Source organism: Humibacillus xanthopallidus, assembly GCF_044793955.1.
GTDB classification, from domain to species: Bacteria; Actinomycetota; Actinomycetes; order Actinomycetales; family Dermatophilaceae; genus Humibacillus; species Humibacillus xanthopallidus_C.
On the sequence record NZ_CP084995.1, the window covers coordinates 4611150 to 4632733 of the forward strand.

Annotated in this window: 25 protein-coding genes; 13 read left to right on the forward strand and 12 right to left on the reverse strand. The window is 71.5% G+C overall.

Annotated features, from left to right (window positions below; all coding sequences use genetic code 11):
- Positions 1–39: 39 nt before the first annotated feature.
- The 7 genes from LG278_RS20595 to LG278_RS20625 all read right to left on the reverse strand — a co-directional run bounded on the left by LG278_RS20595 (position 40) and on the right by LG278_RS20625 (position 7306).
- The gene (locus LG278_RS20595) at positions 40–441 is read right to left on the reverse strand and encodes a PPOX class F420-dependent oxidoreductase (RefSeq protein ID WP_404389579.1); all 402 of its coding nucleotides are present in this window, start codon (positions 439–441) and stop codon (positions 40–42) included.
- 148 nt (positions 442–589) lie between these two features.
- On the reverse strand, positions 590–1099 hold the full coding sequence (locus tag LG278_RS20600) for a hypothetical protein (RefSeq protein ID WP_404389581.1): 510 nt from the start codon (positions 1097–1099) through the stop codon (positions 590–592).
- A 187-nt stretch (positions 1100–1286) separates the two neighbouring features.
- Positions 1287–2990 carry a phosphoenolpyruvate--protein phosphotransferase gene (ptsP, locus tag LG278_RS20605; protein ID WP_404393732.1) on the reverse strand — a complete coding sequence of 568 codons (1704 nt, stop codon included), beginning with the start codon at positions 2988–2990 and terminating at the stop codon, positions 1287–1289.
- Positions 2991–3039: 49 nt separating this feature from the next.
- Positions 3040–3309, reverse strand: coding sequence for an HPr family phosphocarrier protein (locus LG278_RS20610; protein ID WP_404389583.1), 270 nt, complete (start codon positions 3307–3309; stop codon positions 3040–3042).
- Positions 3310–3374: 65 nt separating this feature from the next.
- Entirely contained in the window at positions 3375–5489 is a 2115-nt protein-coding gene (locus tag LG278_RS20615) for a fructose-specific PTS transporter subunit EIIC (RefSeq protein WP_404389585.1), read from the reverse strand.
- Between the two features lie 114 nt (positions 5490–5603).
- A complete protein-coding gene (gene pfkB, locus LG278_RS20620) occupies positions 5604–6548 on the reverse strand; it encodes a 1-phosphofructokinase (RefSeq protein ID WP_404389587.1) in 945 nt (314 codons plus the stop codon).
- Complete coding sequence (locus tag LG278_RS20625; RefSeq protein ID WP_404389589.1) at positions 6545–7306, reverse strand: DeoR/GlpR family DNA-binding transcription regulator; 762 nt, start codon at positions 7304–7306, stop codon at positions 6545–6547. The genes pfkB and LG278_RS20625 overlap by 4 nt, the downstream gene beginning before the upstream one ends.
- Before the next feature lie 247 nt (positions 7307–7553).
- On the opposite strand from LG278_RS20625, the gene LG278_RS20630 reads away from it, so the two are divergent.
- From LG278_RS20630 to LG278_RS20665, 8 genes are all read left to right on the forward strand, one after another.
- On the forward strand, positions 7554–8264 hold the full coding sequence (locus LG278_RS20630) for a dienelactone hydrolase family protein (protein WP_404389591.1): 711 nt from the start codon (positions 7554–7556) through the stop codon (positions 8262–8264).
- 113 nt (positions 8265–8377) lie between these two features.
- Entirely contained in the window at positions 8378–8782 is a 405-nt protein-coding gene (locus tag LG278_RS20635; protein WP_404389593.1) for a PRC-barrel domain containing protein, read from the forward strand.
- A gap of 235 nt (positions 8783–9017) precedes the next feature.
- Positions 9018–9365: a YciI family protein gene (locus tag LG278_RS20640; protein WP_404389595.1), complete on the forward strand. Its 348-nt coding sequence runs from the start codon at positions 9018–9020 to the stop codon at positions 9363–9365.
- Between the two features lie 97 nt (positions 9366–9462).
- Complete coding sequence (locus LG278_RS20645) at positions 9463–9987, forward strand: flavodoxin family protein (protein ID WP_404389597.1); 525 nt, start codon at positions 9463–9465, stop codon at positions 9985–9987.
- A gap of 178 nt (positions 9988–10165) precedes the next feature.
- Entirely contained in the window at positions 10166–10585 is a 420-nt protein-coding gene (locus LG278_RS20650; protein WP_404389599.1) for a PPOX class F420-dependent oxidoreductase, read from the forward strand.
- An 84-nt stretch (positions 10586–10669) separates the two neighbouring features.
- Positions 10670–11572, forward strand: a complete 903-nt coding sequence (locus LG278_RS20655) for an oxygenase MpaB family protein (RefSeq protein WP_404389601.1) — start codon at positions 10670–10672, stop codon at positions 11570–11572.
- A gap of 92 nt (positions 11573–11664) precedes the next feature.
- A complete protein-coding gene (locus LG278_RS20660) occupies positions 11665–12600 on the forward strand; it encodes a lysophospholipase (protein ID WP_404389603.1) in 936 nt (311 codons plus the stop codon).
- On the forward strand, positions 12597–12794 hold the full coding sequence (locus LG278_RS20665) for a hypothetical protein (RefSeq protein ID WP_404389605.1): 198 nt from the start codon (positions 12597–12599) through the stop codon (positions 12792–12794). The genes LG278_RS20660 and LG278_RS20665 overlap by 4 nt, the downstream gene beginning before the upstream one ends.
- A gap of 269 nt (positions 12795–13063) precedes the next feature.
- On the opposite strand, the gene LG278_RS20670 is transcribed toward LG278_RS20665, so the two are convergent.
- The 3 genes from LG278_RS20670 to LG278_RS20680 all read right to left on the reverse strand — a co-directional run bounded on the left by LG278_RS20670 (position 13064) and on the right by LG278_RS20680 (position 16671).
- Positions 13064–14671: a DUF4389 domain-containing protein gene (locus tag LG278_RS20670; RefSeq protein WP_404389607.1), complete on the reverse strand. Its 1608-nt coding sequence runs from the start codon at positions 14669–14671 to the stop codon at positions 13064–13066.
- Between the two features lie 150 nt (positions 14672–14821).
- Positions 14822–15283 (reverse strand): hypothetical protein, encoded by a 462-nt coding sequence (locus LG278_RS20675; protein WP_404389609.1) that lies wholly within the window; start codon positions 15281–15283, stop codon positions 14822–14824.
- Entirely contained in the window at positions 15280–16671 is a 1392-nt protein-coding gene (locus LG278_RS20680; RefSeq protein ID WP_404389611.1) for a cyclic 2,3-diphosphoglycerate synthase, read from the reverse strand. Before LG278_RS20680 ends, LG278_RS20675 begins: the two co-directional genes overlap by 4 nt.
- Before the next feature lie 176 nt (positions 16672–16847).
- Between LG278_RS20680 and rocD the strand changes: the two genes are divergently transcribed.
- Together rocD and LG278_RS20690 are read left to right on the forward strand one after the other, a co-directional pair.
- Entirely contained in the window at positions 16848–18101 is a 1254-nt protein-coding gene (rocD, locus tag LG278_RS20685; RefSeq protein ID WP_404389613.1) for an ornithine--oxo-acid transaminase, read from the forward strand.
- A 19-nt stretch (positions 18102–18120) separates the two neighbouring features.
- Positions 18121–18981 carry a formate/nitrite transporter family protein gene (locus LG278_RS20690; protein ID WP_404389614.1) on the forward strand — a complete coding sequence of 287 codons (861 nt, stop codon included), beginning with the start codon at positions 18121–18123 and terminating at the stop codon, positions 18979–18981.
- Between the two features lie 161 nt (positions 18982–19142).
- On the opposite strand, the gene LG278_RS20695 is transcribed toward LG278_RS20690, so the two are convergent.
- A complete protein-coding gene (locus tag LG278_RS20695; protein ID WP_404389616.1) occupies positions 19143–19841 on the reverse strand; it encodes a hypothetical protein in 699 nt (232 codons plus the stop codon).
- Between the two features lie 164 nt (positions 19842–20005).
- Here LG278_RS20695 and LG278_RS20700 point away from each other — a divergent pair, with 164 nt between their 5' ends.
- The 3 genes from LG278_RS20700 to LG278_RS20710 all read left to right on the forward strand — a co-directional run bounded on the left by LG278_RS20700 (position 20006) and on the right by LG278_RS20710 (position 21092).
- Positions 20006–20233 (forward strand): hypothetical protein, encoded by a 228-nt coding sequence (locus LG278_RS20700; protein ID WP_404389618.1) that lies wholly within the window; start codon positions 20006–20008, stop codon positions 20231–20233.
- 188 nt (positions 20234–20421) lie between these two features.
- Complete coding sequence (locus tag LG278_RS20705) at positions 20422–20796, forward strand: DUF6916 family protein (protein WP_404389620.1); 375 nt, start codon at positions 20422–20424, stop codon at positions 20794–20796.
- A complete protein-coding gene (locus tag LG278_RS20710) occupies positions 20793–21092 on the forward strand; it encodes a DUF6916 family protein (RefSeq protein WP_404389622.1) in 300 nt (99 codons plus the stop codon). Before LG278_RS20705 ends, LG278_RS20710 begins: the two co-directional genes overlap by 4 nt.
- Here LG278_RS20710 and LG278_RS20715 read toward each other — a convergent pair.
- The gene (locus LG278_RS20715; RefSeq protein WP_404389624.1) at positions 21071–21583 is read right to left on the reverse strand and encodes a GNAT family N-acetyltransferase; all 513 of its coding nucleotides are present in this window, start codon (positions 21581–21583) and stop codon (positions 21071–21073) included. The two genes, LG278_RS20710 and LG278_RS20715, sit on opposite strands and share 22 nt — an antisense overlap.
- Position 21584 lies beyond the last annotated feature (1 nt).

Here is a 21584-nt window from a genome sequence, read left to right on the forward strand (position 1 = left end):
CCATACCCAACGGCCGAGCGTGCCGGTCGAGCATCACCGTCAGGTGGTCGGCGTGATGCGCAGGACGACGCGCTCGCTGTTGCCCCGCCGCAGCACCCACTCGACGGCGGTGAAGATGCGGAACTCGAGGCCGTACTTGCCCAGGAGCCTGCGGCTGACCGCCTCGGACGCGGCCGAGTCGTTGATGATGTGGGCGGACCCCTCGACGACGGGCGCCTCGGGGTCGACCTTGCCGCGGCGGTCACACGCCTGCAGGGTCACCTGCGGGTCGTTGCGGATGCGCTTCAGCTTGGCGGCGTCGGAAGGAGTGCTCACGACGAGGCCCTTGCCGTCCGAGAGAACCCAGACGGGGGTGGGGACGGGCTCGCCGGAGCGGCGGAAGGTCGTCAGAGAGACGAAACGCTCGTGACCGAGGTCAGCGAGGACAGGAGTGCGCACCATGTGCAGCTACATACCCGATCGGCCGGGCCCACCGAACGGCCCACCCTCTGCTGGTCCGGGTGCCGGCCTAAGTGCCGGTCCGGGTGGGTCTCGGTGGCTGGCGTGGGCCGTGCAGTGAGTGCCGTGCCGAGGGCACGGCCCGCCGAGGTCAGAGCGCGCTGCAGCTGTAGTTGTTGCTGTTGCCGGTGCGCGTGACGCGGATCTGCGCCTCGGTGTCGCCCGTCGTGGCACCGCCCGGCGCGCTGACGTTGGCCGTCACGACGCTGGTGCCGTTCTGTCCAGCGGTCAGCTGCACGGCGATCTGCCCGACGGAGGGCCCTCCCGTGCCGGTCACGACGTAGGTCGTGCCCGTGCCGGTGTGCGCGAAGTTGGGCACTGCCGAGAACGACCCCGAGCCGGAGTGCGTGAGGACGATCTGCAGCTCGGCGCCGAGAGCGATGAAGTCTGCCGTCACGGTGAAGCTGCCGTTGCGGCTGCCGCCGGAGATGCACGACGAGACGACGGCGACCGCGATGTCCGAGCTGGCGGCATACGCCGGGGCTGCTGCAGAGAGTGCGATTGCGGGCACCGACCAGGCGACTCCCTGGGCGACGAGTCGACGCGACGGGCCTGGCCGTCGGTCGCCCTCCGGTGGGTGGGCGTGAGCGCTCTCGGTCATGTCCGTCTCCCCGCGACGTCCGTGATCTCCCCACGTGAGGAGACTGTGGACGAATGGTAGCCAACGGGGCGCATCGGGGGAGGTCATGCCCCGCCGTGAAATGGTCTCCCCCCGATCGAGGTGATGCCGCCACCCCCGTGGGTGGCGGCATCACCTCGATCCGGAGGGTGGTCGGCGCGTCGGCGCCTCAGAGCAGGTCGGTGAGCTCGGTGCTCGCGGCCTCGCGCACGGCGGTCAGGGCGTCGACGGCGGTGCGGGACTCGCGCGCCACCTCCGCCAGACGCTGGCACTCGGCCACGCTGTGCAGCGAGAGGGCCAGCCTGACGACCGGCACCTTGCTCGGCGCCATCGACAAGCTCGTCACGCCGAGACCGACGAGCACGAGCGCCAGCAGTGGGTCACCTGCGGACTCACCGCAGACGCCGATCGGGCGCTCGACACTCCTCGCGCCCTCGCAGGCCAGGCCCACGACGTCGAGCACGGCCGGCTGCCACGGGTCGAGCAGGTCGGACAGCGCGCCCTGCATGCGGTCGGCCGCCATGGTGTACTGCGCCAGGTCGTTGGTGCCGAGCGAGCCGAAGTCGACCTCACCGAGCACGTGCCGGGCCCGGAGCGCAGCCCCGGGCACCTCGATCATGACGCCGGCCTTGGGCAGACCGTTCTCACGCACGCGGCGGGAGAACCAGGCCGCCTCCTCGGCCGTGGCGACCATGGGGGCCATGACGCGCACGTCGGCGCCGGTCTCCTTGGCCGCGATGGCGAGCGCCTCGAGCTGGGCATCGAGCAGGTCGGGCCGCTCGGCCGAGAGCCGCAGGCCACGCCGGCCGAGCGCGGGGTTCTCCTCCGGCCCGAGATCGGCGAACTTCAGCGGTTTGTCGGCGCCCGCGTCGAGCGTGCGCACCACGACGCGGCGCCCCTCGAAGGGAGCGAAGACGTCGCGATAGATCTGCGTCTGCTCCTCGACCGTCGGCGCCTTGGTGGCCGAGAGGTAGACGAACTCCGTGCGGAAGAGGCCCACGCCCTCGAGGTCGAGCGCGCCCGCGGCGACGGCGTCGTCGACGCCGCCGATGTTGGCGAGCAGGGCGACGGCGAGGCCGTCGCTCGTCATGCCGGCCCCGGAGAGCTGTCCGAGGGCTTCCTTGCGGCGGGCCGCGCGGGCCTGCTGCTGCTCGACGAGCTCGAGGTCGGGCTCGATCGTCACCTCACCGGTGTCACCGTCGAGCGCCACGTGCGTGCCTGCCTCGATGCCGGTGGCGCCGGCGACCTGCACGACCGCCGGGATGCCCATCTGCGCGGCGAGGATCGCGGTGTGGCTGGTGCGACCACCCGCCTCGGTGATGATGCCGACGACGAGGGCGCGGTCGAGCGTCGCGGTCTCGGCAGGAGCGAGGTCCTCCGCGACGACGACGCTCGGCTCGGTGAAGTGCGGCACGCCGGGCGCGGGCACGCCGAGCACCGCGGCGACGGCCCGGGAGCCGACGTCACGCAGGTCGGCCACCCGCTCGGCGAAGTAGCCGCCGAGCGCCTCGAACTGCGCGGCATACTCCTCGACGGCCCCCGAGATGGCGTTGGCGCGGCCCTTGCCGGCAGCGAGCTGCTTGGCCGAGGCCTTGATCAGGCCCTTGTCGCGGGCGATGAGGGCGGTCGCCTTGAGGATCTGCTGCGCGGTGTCCTCGACACGGGTGGCCCGCTCCTCGAGGGACACCGCGACAGCCTCGAACGCGGCCCTGACGTCGACGAGCGCCGCCTCCTGGTCCTCGACCGCAGCCTCGTCGGCGGGCGGACGGACCGGTGGCGCGACCTGCACCACCGGGCCGTATGCCGTGCCCGGGCTGACGCCGATGCCCTGGCGGGTCTCGGCGCCGGCTCCCGAGCCCGCAGCCGAGCCCACTCCCGACTCCGCTCCGGACGGGGTGCCCGGCTCCGTCGTGGCCACGTCCTTACTCCGCGTCGAGGTCGCGCGAGAGCAGCGCGACGAGCGAGTCGAGAGCCTCGTCGGCGCCCTCACCCTCGGCGGTCAGCACGACCTCCTCGCCGTGCTTGGCCCCGAGGGCCATGACACCGAGGATGCTCGTCGCGTCGACGGGGTCGTCACCCGGCTTGGCGATCTCGACGTCGAGGCCGGTGTTGCTCGCGGCCTCGACGAAGAGGGCAGCCGGTCGGGCGTGCAGGCCCACCGACGAGGCGATGGTGACGGTGCGGGTTGCCATGGGACGGCTCCTTCGTTGGATGCGGTTCGTGCGTCTGATGGGTGCTGCGTCAGGCGTTGCCCTGATCAGACCGTAGCGGTCGCGTCGATCTCGGCAAGGTGCGTGTCTCGCGACTTGAGGGCGACGACGATCGTCGTCATCACGACGACGCCGATGACCAGGGCGAGCAGGAAGAGCAGGAAGCTGCCGATGAGCGGCAGCACCCAGATGCCTCCGTGCGGTGCCCGCAGCGTCGAGCCGAAGAGCATCACCAGGCCGCCGGTGATGGCCGAGCCGATCACCGACGAGGTCATGATGCGCACCGGGTCGGCCGCGGCGAACGGGATAGCCCCCTCCGAGATGAACGAGGCGCCGAGGAGCCAGGCCGCCTTGCCGTTCTCGCGCTCGGGCTCGGAGAAGAGGCCGGGGCGGACCGTCGTGGCGAGGGCCATGGCCAACGGGGCGACCATGCCGGCAGCCATGACGGCGGCCATGATCTTCAGCTGGGGCGCGTCGGCTGCAGTGCCGGCCGTGGCCAACCCCGCCGTGGCGAAGAAGTACGCCGCCTTGTTGACCGGACCGCCGAGGTCGAAGCCCATCATCGCGCCGAGGACGACACCGAGGAGCAGGGCGCTCGAACCGCTCATGTTGTTGAGGCCGGTCGTCAGGGCGTCGCTGAGCGCCTTGATCGGACGACCCAGCACGGTGATGAAGAGGCCTGCGGTGATGAAGGTCGACAGCAGCGGGATGACCACCACCGGCATGACGCCGCGCACGCCCTTGGCCACCTTCCAGCCCGAGATCCACCGGGCGGCGAAACCGGCGATGAAGCCGGTGGCGAGACCGCCGAGGAAGCCGGCGCCCATCGTCGAGGCGATGAAACCGCCGACGATGCCCGGGACGAGCCCGGGGCGGTCGGCGATCGCGAAGGCGATGAAGCCCGAGAGGATCGGCACGAGGAAGCCGAACGCCGCCCCGCCGATGACGAAGAGCAGACCGGCCCAGGAGGTCAGGCTCAAGGCGCTGAAGTTCTGGGCGATGTTGTACTGGTCTGCCGAGGTCAGGTTGTACTTGACGATCTCGATCGCGCCCTGCTCGCCGAGGGCGACCTGGGCGAGCATGAAGGACAGGGCGATGAGGATGCCGCCGGCGGCGACGAACGGGATCATGTAGGAGACGCCGGTCATCAGCCACTGGCGGATCTTGGTGCCCGTGCTCGCTCCGGCCTCGACCTTGGAGACGAGGCCACCGGAGGCGCCGGATGTGGCGGCGGTGGCCGCCGCGGCCTTGCTCGGGTCGGCACGCCACTCGTCGGCCAGGGCGGCCGCCTGGGCGACGAGCGCGGGTCCGTCGGAGATGCCCTTCTTGACACCCACGTCGACGATCGGCTTGCCGGCGAAGCGACCGGCGTCCTTGACGGGCAGGTCGTGCGCGAAGATCACGGCGTCGGCCGCGGCGATCTCGGCTGCGGAGAGCGGCGACGAGCCGGCCGACCCCTGCGTCTCGACCTTGATCGTGTGGCCGGCGGCCTTGGCGGCGGCCTCGAGGCCCTCAGCGGCCATGTAGGTGTGCGCGATGCCCGTGGGGCACGAGGTGACCCCGACGAGGTTGAGCACCCGCGGAGCCTCCGCGACGGGAGCCGCGGTTGCGGCCGGGGCTGCGGCCGCCGCTGCGGCAGCGGGTGCGGCACCACCGGTTGCGTCGGCGCCGGCTGGCGCTGCGGCAGCCGCAGCGGCCGGCGCGGCGGCCGGCTGGTCGAGCTCGACCTCGGCGCTGACGATGCGCACGACCTCGGCCTCGGTCGTCGCGGCGGCCAGGGCGGCCTTGAAGTCCTTCTTCATGAGGGCGCGGGCGAGCTTGGGCAGCATCTGCATGTGCGCGTCGCCGCCGCCCTCGGGGGCCGCGATGAGGAAGATGAGGTTGGCCGGGCCGTCCTTGGCCCCCCAGTCGATGCCGTCGGCCGAGCGGCCGAAGACGAGAGACGGCTCGGTGATCGCGGTGCTGCGGGCGTGCGGGATGCCGATGCCTCCGGGGAGCCCGGTCGCCATCGTCTCCTCGCGCTTGCGCACGTCGGCGATGAAGGTGTCGAGGTCGGTGCAACGGCCCGAGGCGACGAGTCGCTCGCCGAGCAGTCGCGTCGCCTCGTGGCGGTCGGCACCGGTGAGGTCGAGGACGACCTGCTCTTCGGTGATGAGGGACATGTGGGTTCCTTTCGGGAGGATCACAGAGCCGGGTCGGTTCGGATCGTGTTGGGGTTCAATGCAGTTGGGGGCAGTTGGTGGGCAGTTGGTATGCCGGGTGGCGGGCGGAGCGGGTCAGCGGATCGCGCGCGACAGGTCGGGGTCGAGGGTCAGCTCGGCGCGGATGCCGTCGAGGTCAGCGGGTGAGGGGACGCGGCTGCCGGGCAGGGTGACCGCCGCGGAGCCCCACGTCACACCGGTGACGAGGGCGTCGGCCGGCTCGTGACCGGTCGACAGCCCGTGGAGCAGCCCGGCGAGCATGCAGTCGCCGGCGCCCACGGTCGAGAGGGGGGCCGAGATCGGCGCGATGGCGTGCGCGCAGACGTCGTCGGTGATGACGAGGGCTCCGTCGCCGCCGAGGCTGACCGCGACGACCTCGATGCCGGCCGAGACGAGCTCACGGGCGGCGTCGCGCACGTCGCGCAGCGTGGGCAGGTCGTGTCCGACGAGCTCGGCGAGCTCCTCGTGGTTGGGCTTGATGAGGTGCGGGGTCGCCGCGACGGCGGCCGCGAAGGACGCCCCGGAGGAGTCGATGGCCACACGCCCGCCGCGCTCGCGCACCCGACGGACGAGCACGGCATACAGCTCCGTGGGAGCTCCCGGCGGGAGGCTGCCGCAGCCGACGACCCAGCCGGCGGCGGTGGAGCGCTCGAGGGTCGTGTCGAGCAGCATCGCGACCTCGGCCTCGGAGAGGGTGGGGCCCGGCTCGTTGAGCTTGGTCGTCGTGCCGTCGGGCTCGAGGACGCTGATGTTCATGCGGACGGTGCCGGAGACGGGCACGCTCGCGTGCGCGACTCCGGCGCTGTCGAGCAGCTCGTCGAGCAGGTGGCCCTCGGGCCCGCCGCTCGGCAGGACCGCGACGGTGTCGGCGCCCTGGGCCGCGAGGGCGCGAGAGACGTTGACCCCCTTGCCTCCCGGGTCGATCCGGCTGCCGGTCGCCCGGTGCACCTCACCGCGGCGCAGGGCCTCGATGAGCACTGCCCGGTCGATGCTGGGGTTGGGCGTGAGCGTGACGATCATGCGGTCACCACTTCCGGTCCGGCCGAGCGGATCTCGGCGGCGACGTCATCGTCGATGTCGATGTCGGTGATGACGACGTCGATGTCGGCGAGCTGGGCGAATCGGTGCAGGTGGTCGTCACCGGTCTTGCTCGAGTCGGTGAGGACCACACACTTGCGGGCGGCACCGACCATGGCGCGCTTGACGAGCGCCTCCGACTGGTCGGGGGTGGTCAGGCCGCGCGAGACGGACAGCCCGTTGGTGCCGACGAGGGCGACGTCGACGACGATGTCGGCGAGCGCGCCGGTGGCCCAGTCGCCGACGGCGGCACCGGTCGTGCCGCGCACCCGCCCGCCGAGCAGATAGAGCCGGATGCCGGGGTGTGACGCGAGCACGGTCGCCGCGGCGAGGCTGTTGGTGAGCACGGTGAGGTCGATGTCGGGGGGCAGCAGCTCGGCGACCGCCTGGGTCGTGCTGCCGGCGTCGAGGATGATGCTGCCTCCGTTGGGCAGCTCGTCGAGGGCGCGGGCGGCGATGCGGCGCTTGACCTCGGTGAGGCGACCGGTGCGGGTGGCGAGCGTGGGCTCGATCTCGAGCCGCTCCACGGGGATCGCGCCACCGTGCACCCGGCGCAGCGATCCGCGGCGCTCGAGAGCCGTCAGGTCGCGGCGCACGGTCTCGGCGGCGACCCCGAGCACGTCAGCGAGCGCAGCGACTTCCACCCGGCCGGCACGACGTGCCTGGGCGATGATCCGCTGTTGCCGCTCCGCTGCGTACATGGGACTCCTTCGTCCTCAGGGTGTGTCTACTCGACTTCGCTGGGCGGCGCCCGCGACCGGCCCAGTGAGATCATGAAACCACTGATGTGGTCTGAAGTAAATGGATACGGGCACCCGTTTTTGTGAGTTTGTGGTTTCGCGGACGTCCGGTCGCGGTCCCACCGGTCACCTCGGGCGCCCCGTGCAGGCGCGCACCGTCCGAGGAGCACCTCTGACACGCAGGCCCCGGCTGCAGCAGGATGGGCCCATGAGCGCATCTGTCACGGTCCCGACCGACGCCGGCGACATGCCGGCCCACCTCTGGCTGCCCCCCTCCGGTCAGGGACCGGGCATCGTGCTGCTGCAGGAGATCTTCGGGGTCAGCTCCTACGTGCAACGACGGGGCGAGAAGCTCGCCGCGCTCGGCTACGTCGTGGTGGCGCCGGAGGTCTTCTGGCGGCTGGGGGTCGCCGCACCCATCGAGGGCGAGGACGCGCTGCAGCAGGGCATGGGCCTGGTCCAGCGCCTCGACTGGGACGCGGCCGTGCGCGACGGGGCTGCGAGCGTGCAGTGGCTGCGCGGCCACGACGCCGTCGACGCCGGGGTGGGGGTCGTCGGCTTCTGCTTCGGCGGCGGGCTCGGCTTCAACGTCGCCGCCCGGCTCGAGGCCGAGGCGCAGACGCCCGTCGAGGCCCTCGTCTCCTACTACGGCTCGGCGCTGCCCGGGCTGCACGCGGCGATGACGGTCTCAGCCCCCAGCCTGCACCACTTCGGCCTCGCCGACTCCTTCATCGACACCGCGACGGTGCGGGCCATCGAGGAGTCGTTGACCCGGCAGCCGGCGACGGTCTTCGAGACCTACGACGGCGCCGACCACGCCTTCGACAACGACGACATGCCGTGGCACGACGCCGGCGCCTCCGCGCTCGCGTGGAGCACGACCGAGCAGTTCCTCAGGGAGCACCTCCCCGTCACCTGACGACCGAACGCCCATCAGCCAGAAGGCAACTGGTGACGAACGGGAACGTTAGGACCACCGGGGCGGCGGGTAGGAGCAACGCTGCAAGGTCATCCCCAATGGAGAGGAACCCCATGTCGCACAACGACTTCGACGCCTGGAACTACCGTGAGGGCACCGACGTCTCGTCCCGTCAGGACGACCTGGCCGGCTTCAAGGTCCACGCCACCGACGGGCACATCGGCAAGATCGACGCCGCCACCCGTGAGGTCGACGACAGTTACGTCGTCGTCGACACCGGCCCGTGGATCTTCGGGCGCAAGGTGCTCCTGCCCGCCGGCACGATCGAGCGCGTCGACTGGGACGAGAAGGATGTCTACGTCGACCGCACGAAGGACGAGATCAAGGACTCGCCCGAGCTGCGCGACGAGGACCGCGTCGACGACACCGACAACACCTTCAACGATGAGTACCGCGGGCGCCTCAGCGACTACTACGGCGAGCGCCCCGGCGGCCCCGGCGACGGCGCCCGGGTCTGACGACGATCTGATCCGCGGCACCCTGCGAGGCCCCGGCGGCGACCACGGTCGTCACCGGGGCCTTGCCGTCACCGGGCGGGGCGCGTCAGGATCTCGGCGCCGACGTGTCGAGATGTCGCCGCGTCGATCGACGCGGTGGTGTCAGGCGGCCGACGGTCGCCGAGAGATCGCACCACCACCGACCGCTGCACCGACCCAGCACCCACCCAGCACCGACACACAGGAGCACCCCCCGATGACCCAGTTCATGCTCTCCGTCCACCACCGTGCCGATGACCCGATGCCGTCCGAGGACGAGATCCCGGCCATCTTCGCGGCCGTCGACCGCTTCAACGCCCAGCTGCAGGAGCGCGGCCAGTGGGTCTTTGCGGGTGGTCTCGTCGAACGGGCCGAGGCCAAGGTCGTCGACGCGACCGGCGACTCCCCCACCGTCACCGACGGGCCGTTCTCGGAGGCCCGCGAGTGGCTCGGCGGCTTCTGGGTCATCGAGGCCGACGACCTCCCCGCCGCTCTGGCGATCGCGACCGAGGGCTCGGCAGCCTGCGCCGGCCAGGTGGAGGTGCGCGCCTTCCAGGACGAGTGACACCTCACGCCCGACGCTCCGCCGAGCGGCGTCTCGTGCATCACGATCCGGCCCCAGGAGGCCCGGACGGCGCGACAATGGGTCTGGAGGGATCGACATGAGCGTTCTCGTCGTCTACGAGTCCATGTTCGGCAACACCGAGGCCATCGCGGAGGCGATCGCAGAGGGTGTGCGGCGCGAGGGTGCGCACCATCCGCCGGGCACGGAGGTGGCCGTCGTCCCCGTCGCGGAGGCGCCGTCGCGGCTGCCCGACGACGTGACCATGCTGCTGATCGGCGGCCCGACCCACGCGTTCTCCATGTCGCGCGAGTCGACCCGCGCCGATGCGGTGCGTCAGGGCGCGACGGGCACGCCCCGCATCGGCATCCGGGAGTGGATCGACGCGAGCGAGCCTCGCGCCGACCTCCCGGTGCACACCTTCGACACCCGTGTGCACGTGCGCATGATGCCCGGCTCGGCCGCCAAGCAGGCCGCGATCGCACTGCGCCGCAAGGGATTCGAGCTGGCCAAGCGAGGCGAGAGCTTCTGGGTCGGCGGCAAGGACGGACCGCTGTCCCACGACGAGATCGTCCGGGCCCGCGCCTGGGGCGCCTTCGTGGCCGAGGCCCTGACCCCGGCCTGAACCCCGTGGCCTGAACGCGATGGAGCCCGGCTCGCGATGCGAGTCCGGGCTCCTTGGCGGTTCACGTACCACAACGGGCCAGCCGCCGAAGTCTTCTGCTCTTCAGTGTTGCGAGGAGCCGCGCCCGATACACGCGCGACACGCCGTTGTATGCCGATTCGCGGCTTAGGGTGACGACGTGGACTCCCTGCCCCCCGACTCCCGACGCGACGACCTCGACGCCGTTGCCGCCCACCGCTACGTGTCGCTGACGACCTTCCGCCGCACCGGTGAGCCGGTGGCGACGCCGGTGTGGGTCGCCCGTGACGGTGACGAGCTCGTCGTCATCACCGTCGACGGCGTGGGCAAGACGAAGCGCCTCGCCCACACGAGCAGGGTCGAGCTGCGCCCCTGCGACATGCGGGGCACGGTGCCCGACGGCGCACCGATGCACCACGGCACGGCCCGGGTCGTGCGCGCCCCCGAGGAGGTCGCCGCGGTGAAGCGGGCGATCGGCGCGAAGTACCGCCTCGCCCGGTTGGGCGACGCGGCCGCGGCCTTCGTCTCCATCGTCGTCAAGCGCAAGCCCAGGGCAGGCATCCGCATCGCCCTGGCGTGACGTCCGGTGATGTGACGGCGCCGACGGCCCCAACCCTCGACAGATTCTTCTCCACCGTCACCGGTCGCGCTTACGTTGCTGTCCATGAGTCTCACTGCGGGTCCACGGCTGGTGCAGCGCCAGCTGGGCAGGATGCTGCGCTCCAAGGTGGCCGGTGACGACGCCCCGGCTCGGGCCCAGCGCATCTGGGGCGCCGAGGGCGAGCGCTGGTTCACGCCGGCCGACCCGATCTGGCGGGTCCACGCCGACGCCTCGATGTTCCCCGCCGGGGTCGCCTCGCTGCTGCTCCAGTCGCTGCACCCGCTCGCCATGGCCGGTGTCGCCGGCCACAGTGGCTACAAGAGCGACCCGTGGGGCCGGCTCCAGCGCACGAGCCACTACCTCGCCACGACGACCTTCGGCACCATCGAGCACGCCGAGGAGGCCATCGCCCTGGTGCGGTCCATCCACGAGCGAGTGCGCGGGCGCGACCCGCTCGGCCGTGAATACCGCGCCAGCGACCCGCACCTGCTGAGGTGGGTGCACCTCGCCGAGATCGACTCGTTCCTGCGCGCCCACCAGACCTTCGGCGCCGAGCCGCTCACCGACGACGAGGCCGACCGCTACGTCGAGCAGACCGGCATCCCCGCCGTGCGGCTCGGGGTCATCGACCCGCCGACCACCGCGGCCGGGCTCGCCGAGGCTCTCGCGGCCTACCGTCCCGAGCTCGAGGCGACCGATGCGGCCCGCGAGGCCGCCCGCTTCCTGCTGCTCGAGCCACCGCTGCCGTTCTACGCCCGCGCCGGCTACGGCACGCTGGCCTCGGGTGGCGTCTCGCTCCTGCCCGGCTGGGCCCGCTCGATGCTCGGCATCCCGCTGCCCGAGGCCGCGTCGTCCCTCGTCGCACGGCCGCTCGGCCACCTCGGCACCGCCGCCGTCCGCTGGGGCATGGCGGGCCTCGCCGAGCGCCGTCCCTCCGAGCCACCCCCCGAGCTCGCGGCCAGCTGAGCCCCGACCACCCGGCATACGGCAGCGCCTGCACGAGAGCCAGCCGCACGGCATACAGTGCGGCAAACGGCACTCCGAGATCGAGGACGATCATGCAGAGCAGCACCTTCACGCTGAGCACCCCCGACGGCACCTCGGTGCACGTCAACCGTTGGCTGCCCGACGGGGAAGTGAAGGCCATCGTGCAGATCGCGCACGGGCTCGCCGAGCACTCCTTGCGCTACGCCCGATTCGCGCAGCGACTCACCGACCACGGGTATGCCGTCTACGCGTCGGACCATCGCGGGCACGGCAAGACGTCGAGCCCGCGCGGCTCCTTCGCCAACCACGACGGCTGGCAGACCGTCATCGACGACCTCCACTCCGTGACCGCCCACGCCCGCCACGAGCAGCAGGGCGTGCCCGTCTTCCTCCTCGGCCACAGCATGGGCTCCTTCATCTCGAGGGGGTATGCCGCGCAGTACGGCTCCGAGCTCGCCGGCCTCGTGCTCTCGGGCACGGCCGGTGGTGCGGGGGCGCTCGGCAAGATGGGCGTCTTCGTCGCCTCGACGCAGGCCAGGCTCCGTGGTCACACCCACACGAGCGGGCTGATGAACAAGCTGAGCTTCGGGCAGTACAACGCTGCCTTCAAGCCCAACCGCACCGACTTCGACTGGCTCTCAAGGGATCCCGCCGAGGTGGACAAATACATCAACGACCCCGACTGCGGATTCGTCTTCAGCGCAGGCGGATTCGCCGACCTGCTCCGGGGGCTGGCACAGGTCAACGACGACCACACCGTCAACCTCGTGCCCCGTGACCTGCCGATCCACCTCACCTCCGGCGACAAGGACCCGGTCGGCGGCAACGGCAAGGGCGTGCAGCAGGTGGCCGACCAGTTCAAGCGGCTCGGGGTGTGCGACGTGACCGTGACCCTCTGGCCGGACGCGCGGCACGAGATCCTCAACGAGACCAACCGCGACGAGGTCGAGGTCGAGATCCTCGAGTGGCTCGACGCCCACCTCGAGACGGCGCAGGCCTCGGCGTGAGCGGGCCGCTGCGCACCGGCCTCGGCATCCTTCTCGTGCTCGTCGGGGCCCTCTGGACGCTGCAGGGTCTCGGCGTTGTCGGCGGCAGCGTCATGTCGGGAGTGACCCTGTGGGCGATCATCGGCCCGCTCGTCGTGCTCGCAGGCCTCGCCCTCGTCGTCACCGGCCGTCGAGGCGGCACGCCCCACCCCTGATCCGGCCCCACCCCCACGTCGAGTGGGCAGCTTCCACCGCGGGAACCGGGTGGAAAACGCCCACTCGAGGTCACCACCACGTCGAGTGGGCACTTCCCACCGCGGGAACCGGGTGGAAAACGCCCACTCGAGGTCACCACCACGTCGAGTGGGCACTTCCCACCGCGGGAACCGGGTGGAAAGTGCCCACTCGAGGTCACCACCACGTCGAGTGGGCACTTCCCACCGCGGGAACCGGGTGGAAAGTGCCCACTCGACGGTGGGGCGGATCAGGTGAGGGAGTCTGTCCTCGTGTCGGTGACCTGTGGTGGCTCCGCCAAGTCCGGCGACACCGGTGGCACCGGCGGCCCGGGCGGCGGCAGCGGCACCTCTGCGCCTCCCTCGTCGAGCTGGAACGGCGGGTAGACGTCGGTCATCAGGGTGGCATACGCGACGACGCGATAGACCCACCGGTTGAGCCCGATGACGAGGTCGAAGAGCGCCCGGGGGTAGCGCCCGGAGAAGAGCAGCGAGAGCCCCGCCACGAGCACGAGCAGGCCCAGCACGCTCCAGCCGTAGGACTGCACCTGGGAGCCCTCGCCCTGCGAGAAGTCCCAGGCCCACCCGCCACCGCCGACGAGCAGTCCGACGATGAGGTAGTGCGGGATGGCCAGCAGCCACCACTTGATGAGCACGAGCCCGCGCGACAGGTGCTCCGGGTAGGCGATGTCGAGACGCGCCGGGTAGTCGGGCTCGACCTCGAGGCTGAACGGCGGGTAGCGGTCGGTGCCGATGCCGCCGTTGGAGCAGTAGTAGGACACGCGCCACGACCAGCGCAGCACGCCGAGGTTGAAGTCGAAGAGGCCGCGCGGATAGGTCCCCGTGAAGAGGATCGCGAAGAAGGCGACCACCGACACAACGAAGAAGGCGATCCAGAGGAAGCCCAGCACGATGAAGTGCGGGATCGCGAGGAACCACTTGACCAGCCAGAGCCAGCGCGAGAGCGGCTCGTCGATGCGGGCGTTGAGCGCCACGGGACTGACGGCGCGCGCGTGGGGCTGCCAGGCCTCACTCGGAGCGGTGCCCGCACCCACGGCGCCGACGGCGCTCCCGTCCGGAGGCACGGTGGGCATGGTCGACACGGCCGCCGAAGGTGGCTGCGGCCCCCGGGTTTGCTCACCGCTCGCGCCTCGGATGATGAGCGCGACGGCGATGCCCGTGAGGATGAGCCCGAGTCCCATGAGGAGCAGGGCGAGCGGCAGGAGGAATCCCGCGCGCACGCCGATCGTGGACGACACGTCGACGCCGGGGCTGCCGTCGGCGTTCATGAGCACGGCGGCCCACGAGCCACCCGTGACGGCCCAGGTCAGCTGCTGCTCGCCGGTGCCGGTGGCCGAGGTGGCCCAGAAGGTCTCGGTCGTCGGGGCTGCGACCGTCGCCTCACCGGGCGTGCGGCGCAGCACCGCGGCACGCGACACCCCGGATCGGGGCTCGCTGATACCGATGACCTGGTCGTGCGCGACCCCGTCGAGGTAGGCCGTGAGGGCGTCTGCCGGGGCCACGCCGATGAAGAGCTCGGCGCCGGGGGTCATCGACCGCGCGGTCACACGCAGGTCGAGGTCGAGCCGGTCGAGCACCCACGCGGGCACGTCGGGTGCGGCCTCGACGACGATGTCCTCGACGGTGATGGCGGCCGTCGGGGTGCGCAGCGTCGGCACCGTCATCGACAGGAAGCCGGAGTCGTCACGGCCGAAGGCGTAGGTGCCGGCGACGCCTGCTCCTCCGAGGAGCAGGCCGAGTCCCGGCAGGATCAGGAGGCATCCGATGATGAGCGCGGCGAGGTGGCGGCGAGCCGGATGTGCCTCAGCGGGCGGTGGTGGGGTGCTGGCATACGTCATGCTCCAGCGACCTGTCTCGGCCTGGACGGCCGTGTCGTGGTGCGCCGGGGCGACGCCAACGGCTTGGTGGGCGTCCTGGACTTCCCCGGTGCTTCCACGCTACGCCTGATCGCCAGCCCTTTTGACCGACAAGGCGTTTCGTGGCAGGTCTCACACGCCGGCCCGGCGTCCTCGCACGAGCCCAACGAGCGCCACGATGATGCCGACGCCGCTGCCGAAGGCTGCGAGCGCGAGCAGCACTCTCAGCACGGCCTCCCACGGCGTGCCGGTCACGTCGAAGGGGAAGACCTGCCAGATCCGCACGATCGCCGCGAGTCCGACGCTCGTCGTCACGAGGTCTCCGAGCGACCGGAGGCGCGGTGGGTCCGCGACGAGGTAGACGAGGTTGGCGATGACACCGACGACGAGGGAGGCGTTGACGAGACCGATGACGAGCACGGTCGCCTCGGTCAGGAAGGGCACGGCCTCCCAGCCGGGCCAGCGGTTGGCCAGATAGAGCATGGCGGCGTTGACGACGACGGCCGCGACGTAGCCCGCGCGCCGGGTCGCGCGGGTGGGCCTCGACGACCGCGGCGCGAGCGCCGGGCTCTGCTGACCCAGCGGGGCGCTCATGACAGGCTCGCCACCCGCGACCCGTCCTGGGCGACGGCCAGCGCCACGGTGAGGGTCGCGCGCACGGCCGCAGCCAGACCGCCGGGGACGACCTCGCGCAGCTCGTAGCGTGCTCGCACGAGTGGCACGGGCACCGACAGCACCCGGGTCAGGTCGATCGGCGTGCCGGCTACCACGGCGTCACAGACTCCCGCATCGACCGCACGGCGGATCGTCGCCTCGAGGTCGGCCACCTGCTCGGCGCCGTAGCCCATCGCGGGCAGGATGCCCCGCGCGTTGGGGTACTTCGCGTAGGTCGCGGCGATCGACCCCACGGCATACGGCACCGGGTCGACGATGTGGGCCGCACCGGCCGAGCGGGCCCCGACGACGCCGGCTCCGTAGGTCATCGACCCGTGCGTGAGGGTCGGGCCGTCCTCGACGACGATCACCTGGCGACCGTGCACGGCGGCCGGGTCGTCAACCGTGACAGGGCTCTCGGCGCGGAGCACGGTTGCGAGGGGGTTGAGCGCTCGCACCGACGCCTCGACCGCCTCGACGTCGACCGTGCGCGCCGAGTCGCACTTGGCGACGACGACGACATCGGCCATGCGGACGTTGGCCTCGCCGGGGTGGTAGGCCGCCTCGTCGCCCGGGCGCAGCGGGTCGGCGAGCACGATGTGCAGGTCGGGCGCGTAGAAGGGCAGGTCGTTGTTGCCGCCGTCCCACAGCACGACGTCGGCCTCCTGCTCGGCCTCGCGCAGGATGCGCTCGTAGTCGACCCCGGCATAGACGACGACCCCGTTGTCGATGTGCGGCTCGTATTCCTCGCGCTCCTCGATGGTGCAGTCGTGGCGGTCGAGGTCGGCATGGGTCGCGAAGCGCTGGCACGCCTGGGCGGCGAGGTCGCCGTAGGGCATCGGGTGGCGGACCGCGACGACGCGCAGGCCCTGGGCGCGCAGCAGCTGGGAGAGGTAGCGGACGGTTTGGCTCTTGCCCACGCCCGTGCGCACCGCGGTCACGGCGATGACTGGTCGCGTGCTGCGCAGCATCGTGCGGCGAGCGCTGTGCAGGCGGAAGTCGGCTCCGGCGGCGATGCACGCCGACGCGAGGTGCATGACCTGCTCGTGCCGCACGTCGGAGTAGGCGAAGACCACCACGTCGATCTGCTCACGGGTGATGAGGTCGGTCAGCTCCGACTCGTCCACGATTGGGATGCCTTGCGGATAAAGGCGGCCCGCGAGCTCGTGCGGGTAGCGCCGACCGTCGATGTCAGGGATCTGGGTTGCGGTGAAGGCGACGACCTCGTGCGTCGGGTCGTCACGGAACACGACGTTGAAGTCGTGGAAGTCACGGCCGGCCGCCCCGAGGATGACGACGCGCGTGGCTGGGGAGGGTTGGGTGCTCATGTGGATCTCCACGGCTCAGGTCACCGACGTGACCGACACACCCATCGCGGGGTAGTCCTGGCTGCGAGACCCGCCACTGCCAGTCTGCCACCGGCGACCACCACCGGAGCCGGCCCGAGAGGCGGATCACCTCACATTCGCCCGCCGCCCCACCACCGCGGTGCGACGATCGAGGAGTGAGCGACACGGCCGCACGACCCGGGGCGCGCGCGCGGCGCAGCCCAGCCCCCGGCACCCCCACCCACGAGCACATCTCCCTCGCGGAGACCTGGCTGGCGAGCAACTACCACCCCCTGCCCGTCGTCATCTCGCACGCCGAGGGCGCCTGGGTCACCGACGTCGAGGGTCGGCGCTACCTCGACGCGCTCGCCGGCTACTCCGCCCTGAACTTCGGCCACCTGCACCCGGCGCTCGTCGCCGCCGCCCGCGCCCAGCTCGATCGCCTGACCCTGACGAGTCGTGCCTTCCACAGCGACCGGCTCGGCCCCTTCTGCCGCGACCTCGCGACACTCGCCGGCAAGGAGCTCGTGCTGCCGATGAACACCGGCGCCGAGGCCGTCGAGACGGCGATCAAGACCGCCCGTCGCTGGGGCTACGAGGTCAAGGGCGTGCCCGACGGCCGGGCGCGCATCATCGTCATGGCCGGCAACTTCCACGGCCGCACGACGACGATCATCAGCCTCTCCGACGACCCGATCGCGCGCGATCACTACGGCCCCTACACACCGGGCTTCGACACCGTGCCCTTCGGCGACCTCGGCGCGCTCGAGGCCGCGATCACCGACGACACGGTGGCCGTGCTGCTCGAGCCGATCCAGGGCGAGGGCGGCGTCATCCTGCCGCCCGACGGCTGGCTCCGCGGGGTGCGAGACCTGACCCGCCGCGCCAACGTGCTGCTGCTCGCCGACGAGATCCAGTCGGGGCTCGGCCGCACCGGCTCGACGTTCGCCTGCGACCTCGAGGGGGTCGTGCCCGACGTCTACATCCTCGGCAAGGCGCTCGGCGGCGGCATCGTGCCGGTGTCGGCGGTCGTCGCCGACCGCGACGTGCTCGGCGTCTTCACCCCCGGCAGCCACGGGTCGACCTTCGGGGGCAACCCGCTCGCCGCGGCCGTCGGGCACGCCGTCGTCGACCTGCTCGCCACCGGCGACTACCAGCAGCGAGCCCGGCAGATGGGTGCCCACCTCGCGGCCGGCCTCGAGGAGCTCGTCGGCCACGGCATCGACGCGGTGCGCTGCCGGGGCCTCTGGGCGGGCATCGACATCGACCCTGCCCTCATGACGGGCCGCGAGGCGTCGCACCGGCTGCTCGAGCGCGGCGTGCTCGTCAAGGACACCCACGGCTCCACGGTGCGGCTCGCCCCCCCGCTCGTCGTCGGCGAGGCTGAGGTCGACCTCCTGCTCGACGCGCTGCGCGACATCCTCCGCTGACCGGTGCCAGAGTGAGCGCATGACCTCGCCGGCCAATCCGCTCTTCCCGGGCAAGCACTTCATCGGCACGGTGCTCGGGGCGCTCGACGCCAAGGTCGAGATGTCGGGCGCGATGACCCGCCGCTACCTCCAGCGGGCCGCGATGGCCGGCATCCTCATCGGCCTCTTCTACGCCACGAGCTATGCCGTCGTCGCCGCCTTCGAGGCCGTCGAGGTGGGCGGCTCGACGCTCGCGCCGCTCGGCCGCATCGCCGGCGCCCTGACCTTCGGCTGGGCCCTCGTCTTCATCCACTACTCGAAGTCCGAGCTGCTCACGTCCAACATGATGATCGTCTCGATCGGCGGCTACCACCGGCGCACGTCGTGGCAGCGGGCGCTGCGGCTGCTCGGCCTCTGCTACCTCGGCAACGCCATCGGCGGCCTCTTCGTCGCGCTCCCCTTCTGGGTGAGCACGGTCACCGACTCGGCGATGCCCCTCATGCAGCACGCCGTCGACACCAAGCTCGCCTACGTCTCCGCCGGCCCGGCCGCGTGGGGCGACCTCTTCGTGCGAGCCGTGCTCTGCAACTTCATGATCAACATCGCCGTGCTGCTCGTCTACAACGGCCTCATCCGCGACGACCTGACCAAGAGCCTCGTCATGATCGTCGCCGTCGCGATCTTCGCCTTCATGGGCTTCGAGCACTCGGTGGCCAACACGGTGCTCTTCACGATCGTCGGCCTCCAGGAGGGCATCGACGTCGGGCTCGCGGCCGGCAACGTCGCGATCGCCCTCGTCGGCAACTTCATCGGCGGCGGGGTGCTCATCGGCCTCTACTACGCCTACGTCAACGACGACGCGTCCTACCTCCGCCGACACCCCGAGGCGTCGTCGGACTGACCGCACCACGCCGAGCCCGTATGCCGTCCGCCCCGGTCGAGTGGCCACACCTGGCCGCCCAGCCCGGTCGAGTGGCCAAACCTGGCCGCCCAGTCCGGTCGAGTGGCCAAACCTGGTCGCCCAGCCGACGTCGAGTGGCCACACCTCGCCGGGCGCTCGACTCAGCCGGGGAAGCCGAAGCAGGGATAGAACTCCTCCACCCCCGGTCGGGGCACCTCGATGCAGCGCGACTTCGTCTGCTCGAGCACCGCCTCGGTGTCCTCACCGGCGATGCTCCGACCCTCGACGCGCACCGACACCGCCGCCGTGGCGACCCGCCTCAGGTTGTTGTCGGTCGCGTTGACGTTGCCGTCGTCGAAGCGGGTGTGCGTGCTCTCTGTCGTGTGCTCGAGGGGGCCGGTGCCGGTCCACGTCGCGACGAGGTGCACGGTGACGGGGTCGCCGTTGCCGTCGGTGCCCGGCAGGTCGGTCGTCACCGAGGCCCGGGTGAGGCGCGGGTCGACGACGAGCGGTGCCCGGTTCTGCGCGTCCGCCTCGAAGAGCACGGTGCCACCGCCCCCCGCTGCCGCTGTCACGGCCAGCGCGGGCGACTCCTCGCAGACATCGGTGACGCGAACGAAGACACCCGTGAGCCCCTGCTTTCCGACGGGACCCGGCTGGGCGGCATACATCGCGGTGCTCGACGAGACGAAGACCTCGGAGCGCTCGCAGCCCTGCGTCACGTCGATGGTGGCGGAGCCGAGGGTGCTGCTGATCGTGTGATAGATCCGGGGCTGTGCGGCCCCGGCCGGTGCCGCGACGAGCGGCCCCAGGGCGAGCGGCACGGTCACTGCTGCAAGGATGGCGAAGGCGCGTTTCATGATGACTCCCTGACGATGCCCCTGACCCTTCCAGCGTGACACCGCGCGGCGGGGTCGGCGGCGCCTCGGGGCGTCTCGTCGCTCACACCCGGTCGCCGGGACGGGCGCCCGCGTGCTAGTCCAGAAGGCGAGGGCCGACTCGGCCCGTGAGAGAGGTGGAGACGATGGCGAAGAAGAAGTGGGCCGACCTGACGAGCGGCCAGCGCAAGGCCATGATCGCGCTCGGCACGGTCGAGGTGGCCCTGGCGGGCGCCGCCTACATCGACCTAATCAGGCGACCGGCCGACCAGGTCAACGGCAGCAAGGGCAAGTGGGCCGCCATCATCGCGATCAACATCGTCGGGCCGATCACCTACTTCACCCGCGGCCGCAAGGCACCCCTCGGAGCCTGACCGCTCCCTGTCCCGTCTGTGCCCACTTGCCGGCGCCCGATAGGTGTCGAGTGCCCTGTTGACGACATCTGTCCCCCGTCGAGTGCCCAGCTCCCGACGGCGTTCGCCTGACGCCGCGAGGTGTCCACGGGATGATGCGAGGGTGCCGGAGGGTGCCGGCGACGGGGGGAAGTGAGAGGCGGGTGGACATGGTCCTCATCAGTCGTCGACGGGTGCTGCAGAGCGTGCCCGCGGCCGCGGTCGCAGTGGCCCTGCCGACGGGCACGGCAGTCGCGGCGAAGGCCCCGGTCGACCCGCTCGCCCGGTCGCGCTGGGCCGGTCTCGTCGGCAGCTCCTTCACCGCGAGGTCGGCCACGTCGACGTGGTCGGCTCGCCTCGCTGCGGTCGAGGACTTGTCCGGCTCACCCGGTTCCGACCGGCGATACGCGTTGCGCTTCACCTCAACCACCGCGTCGCCCGAGGGCACCTACGGCCTCAGCCGGCCCGGCTTCGCGGCGACGCCGCTGCACCTCGTCCCCGGGCATGGCGGCACCACCTGGACGGCCGTGGTGAACCGGCTGTGACGCTCGACCTCGGGACCGTCACGGCCGACGACTTCGCCCCGCACGTCGATTCGGCCTTCGCCGTGCAGTCGCCTGCGGGTGACGATGTCACCCTCACCCTCATCGACGTATGCCGTGGGGCGGGCGGACCGACGCGTGAGCAGTTCACGCTCACCTTCGTCGGGGGGCCGAATCCGCCTCTGCGACAGAGCATCCTGCGTCTGCAGCACGACGCGCTCGGCGACCTCGAGCTCTTCCTCGTGCCGGTCGCGCCGGGTGGGGACGGCCGGCAGCGCTACGAGGCCGTCTTCGCCTGACTGCTCGGTCGACGCAGGAAGAGATAGACCCCGAGGTCGTCGACCACCTCGAAGCCGAGGCGGCCGTAGAGGTGCAGGGCCGGGTTGTGCCGCTCCACGTGGATCGTCACGGGCAGGCCGTCCTGGTCGGCCACGTCGAGGATCGTCGTCAGCAGCGACTCCCCCACGCCGGCACCGCGGTGCTCGGGGAGCAACGTGATGTCGACGACCCGGATCTCGTCGGCAGTGCGGTCGACGTAGAGCCGCCCTGCCGGCACCCCGTCGACGAGCACGACGTCACGCACCGCGTCGGGCCGCTGCTCGGCCCAGAAGCGGCCCTGCGCGTCGAACTGCTGCGCGACGAAGGCAGCCTTGGCCGACTCGTCCCACGACACCATCGCGAGCTCCGCCTCGCGCGTGGATCGATAGACGGCACAGAGGAACTCGCGGTCGTCGTCGGTGACGCTGCGCAGCGTGACCGACGACGACAACGCTTCGGGGACGGACGGCATA

What these genes read in the sequence shown, in the direction of transcription:
- LG278_RS20595 (WP_404389579.1), bottom strand. Translation starts at nt 441, where the DNA reads ATGGTGCGCACTCCTGTCCTCGCTGACCTCGGTCACGAGCGTTTCGTC.
- LG278_RS20600 (WP_404389581.1), bottom strand. Translation starts at nt 1,099, where the DNA reads ATGACCGAGAGCGCTCACGCCCACCCACCGGAGGGCGACCGACGGCCA.
- LG278_RS20610 (WP_404389583.1), bottom strand. Translation starts at nt 3,309, where the DNA reads ATGGCAACCCGCACCGTCACCATCGCCTCGTCGGTGGGCCTGCACGCC.
- LG278_RS20615 (WP_404389585.1), bottom strand. Translation starts at nt 5,489, where the DNA reads ATGTCCCTCATCACCGAAGAGCAGGTCGTCCTCGACCTCACCGGTGCC.
- pfkB (WP_404389587.1), bottom strand. Translation starts at nt 6,548, where the DNA reads ATGATCGTCACGCTCACGCCCAACCCCAGCATCGACCGGGCAGTGCTC.
- LG278_RS20625 (WP_404389589.1), bottom strand. Translation starts at nt 7,306, where the DNA reads ATGTACGCAGCGGAGCGGCAACAGCGGATCATCGCCCAGGCACGTCGT.
- LG278_RS20630 (WP_404389591.1), top strand. Translation starts at nt 7,554, where the DNA reads ATGAGCGCATCTGTCACGGTCCCGACCGACGCCGGCGACATGCCGGCC.
- LG278_RS20635 (WP_404389593.1), top strand. Translation starts at nt 8,378, where the DNA reads ATGTCGCACAACGACTTCGACGCCTGGAACTACCGTGAGGGCACCGAC.
- LG278_RS20640 (WP_404389595.1), top strand. Translation starts at nt 9,018, where the DNA reads ATGACCCAGTTCATGCTCTCCGTCCACCACCGTGCCGATGACCCGATG.
- LG278_RS20645 (WP_404389597.1), top strand. Translation starts at nt 9,463, where the DNA reads ATGAGCGTTCTCGTCGTCTACGAGTCCATGTTCGGCAACACCGAGGCC.
- LG278_RS20655 (WP_404389601.1), top strand. Translation starts at nt 10,670, where the DNA reads ATGAGTCTCACTGCGGGTCCACGGCTGGTGCAGCGCCAGCTGGGCAGG.
- LG278_RS20660 (WP_404389603.1), top strand. Translation starts at nt 11,665, where the DNA reads ATGCAGAGCAGCACCTTCACGCTGAGCACCCCCGACGGCACCTCGGTG.
- LG278_RS20670 (WP_404389607.1), bottom strand. Translation starts at nt 14,671, where the DNA reads ATGACGTATGCCAGCACCCCACCACCGCCCGCTGAGGCACATCCGGCT.
- LG278_RS20675 (WP_404389609.1), bottom strand. Translation starts at nt 15,283, where the DNA reads ATGAGCGCCCCGCTGGGTCAGCAGAGCCCGGCGCTCGCGCCGCGGTCG.
- LG278_RS20680 (WP_404389611.1), bottom strand. Translation starts at nt 16,671, where the DNA reads ATGAGCACCCAACCCTCCCCAGCCACGCGCGTCGTCATCCTCGGGGCG.
- LG278_RS20690 (WP_404389614.1), top strand. Translation starts at nt 18,121, where the DNA reads ATGACCTCGCCGGCCAATCCGCTCTTCCCGGGCAAGCACTTCATCGGC.
- LG278_RS20695 (WP_404389616.1), bottom strand. Translation starts at nt 19,841, where the DNA reads ATGAAACGCGCCTTCGCCATCCTTGCAGCAGTGACCGTGCCGCTCGCC.
- LG278_RS20700 (WP_404389618.1), top strand. Translation starts at nt 20,006, where the DNA reads ATGGCGAAGAAGAAGTGGGCCGACCTGACGAGCGGCCAGCGCAAGGCC.
- LG278_RS20705 (WP_404389620.1), top strand. Translation starts at nt 20,422, where the DNA reads ATGGTCCTCATCAGTCGTCGACGGGTGCTGCAGAGCGTGCCCGCGGCC.
- LG278_RS20715 (WP_404389624.1), bottom strand. Translation starts at nt 21,583, where the DNA reads ATGCCGTCCGTCCCCGAAGCGTTGTCGTCGTCGGTCACGCTGCGCAGC.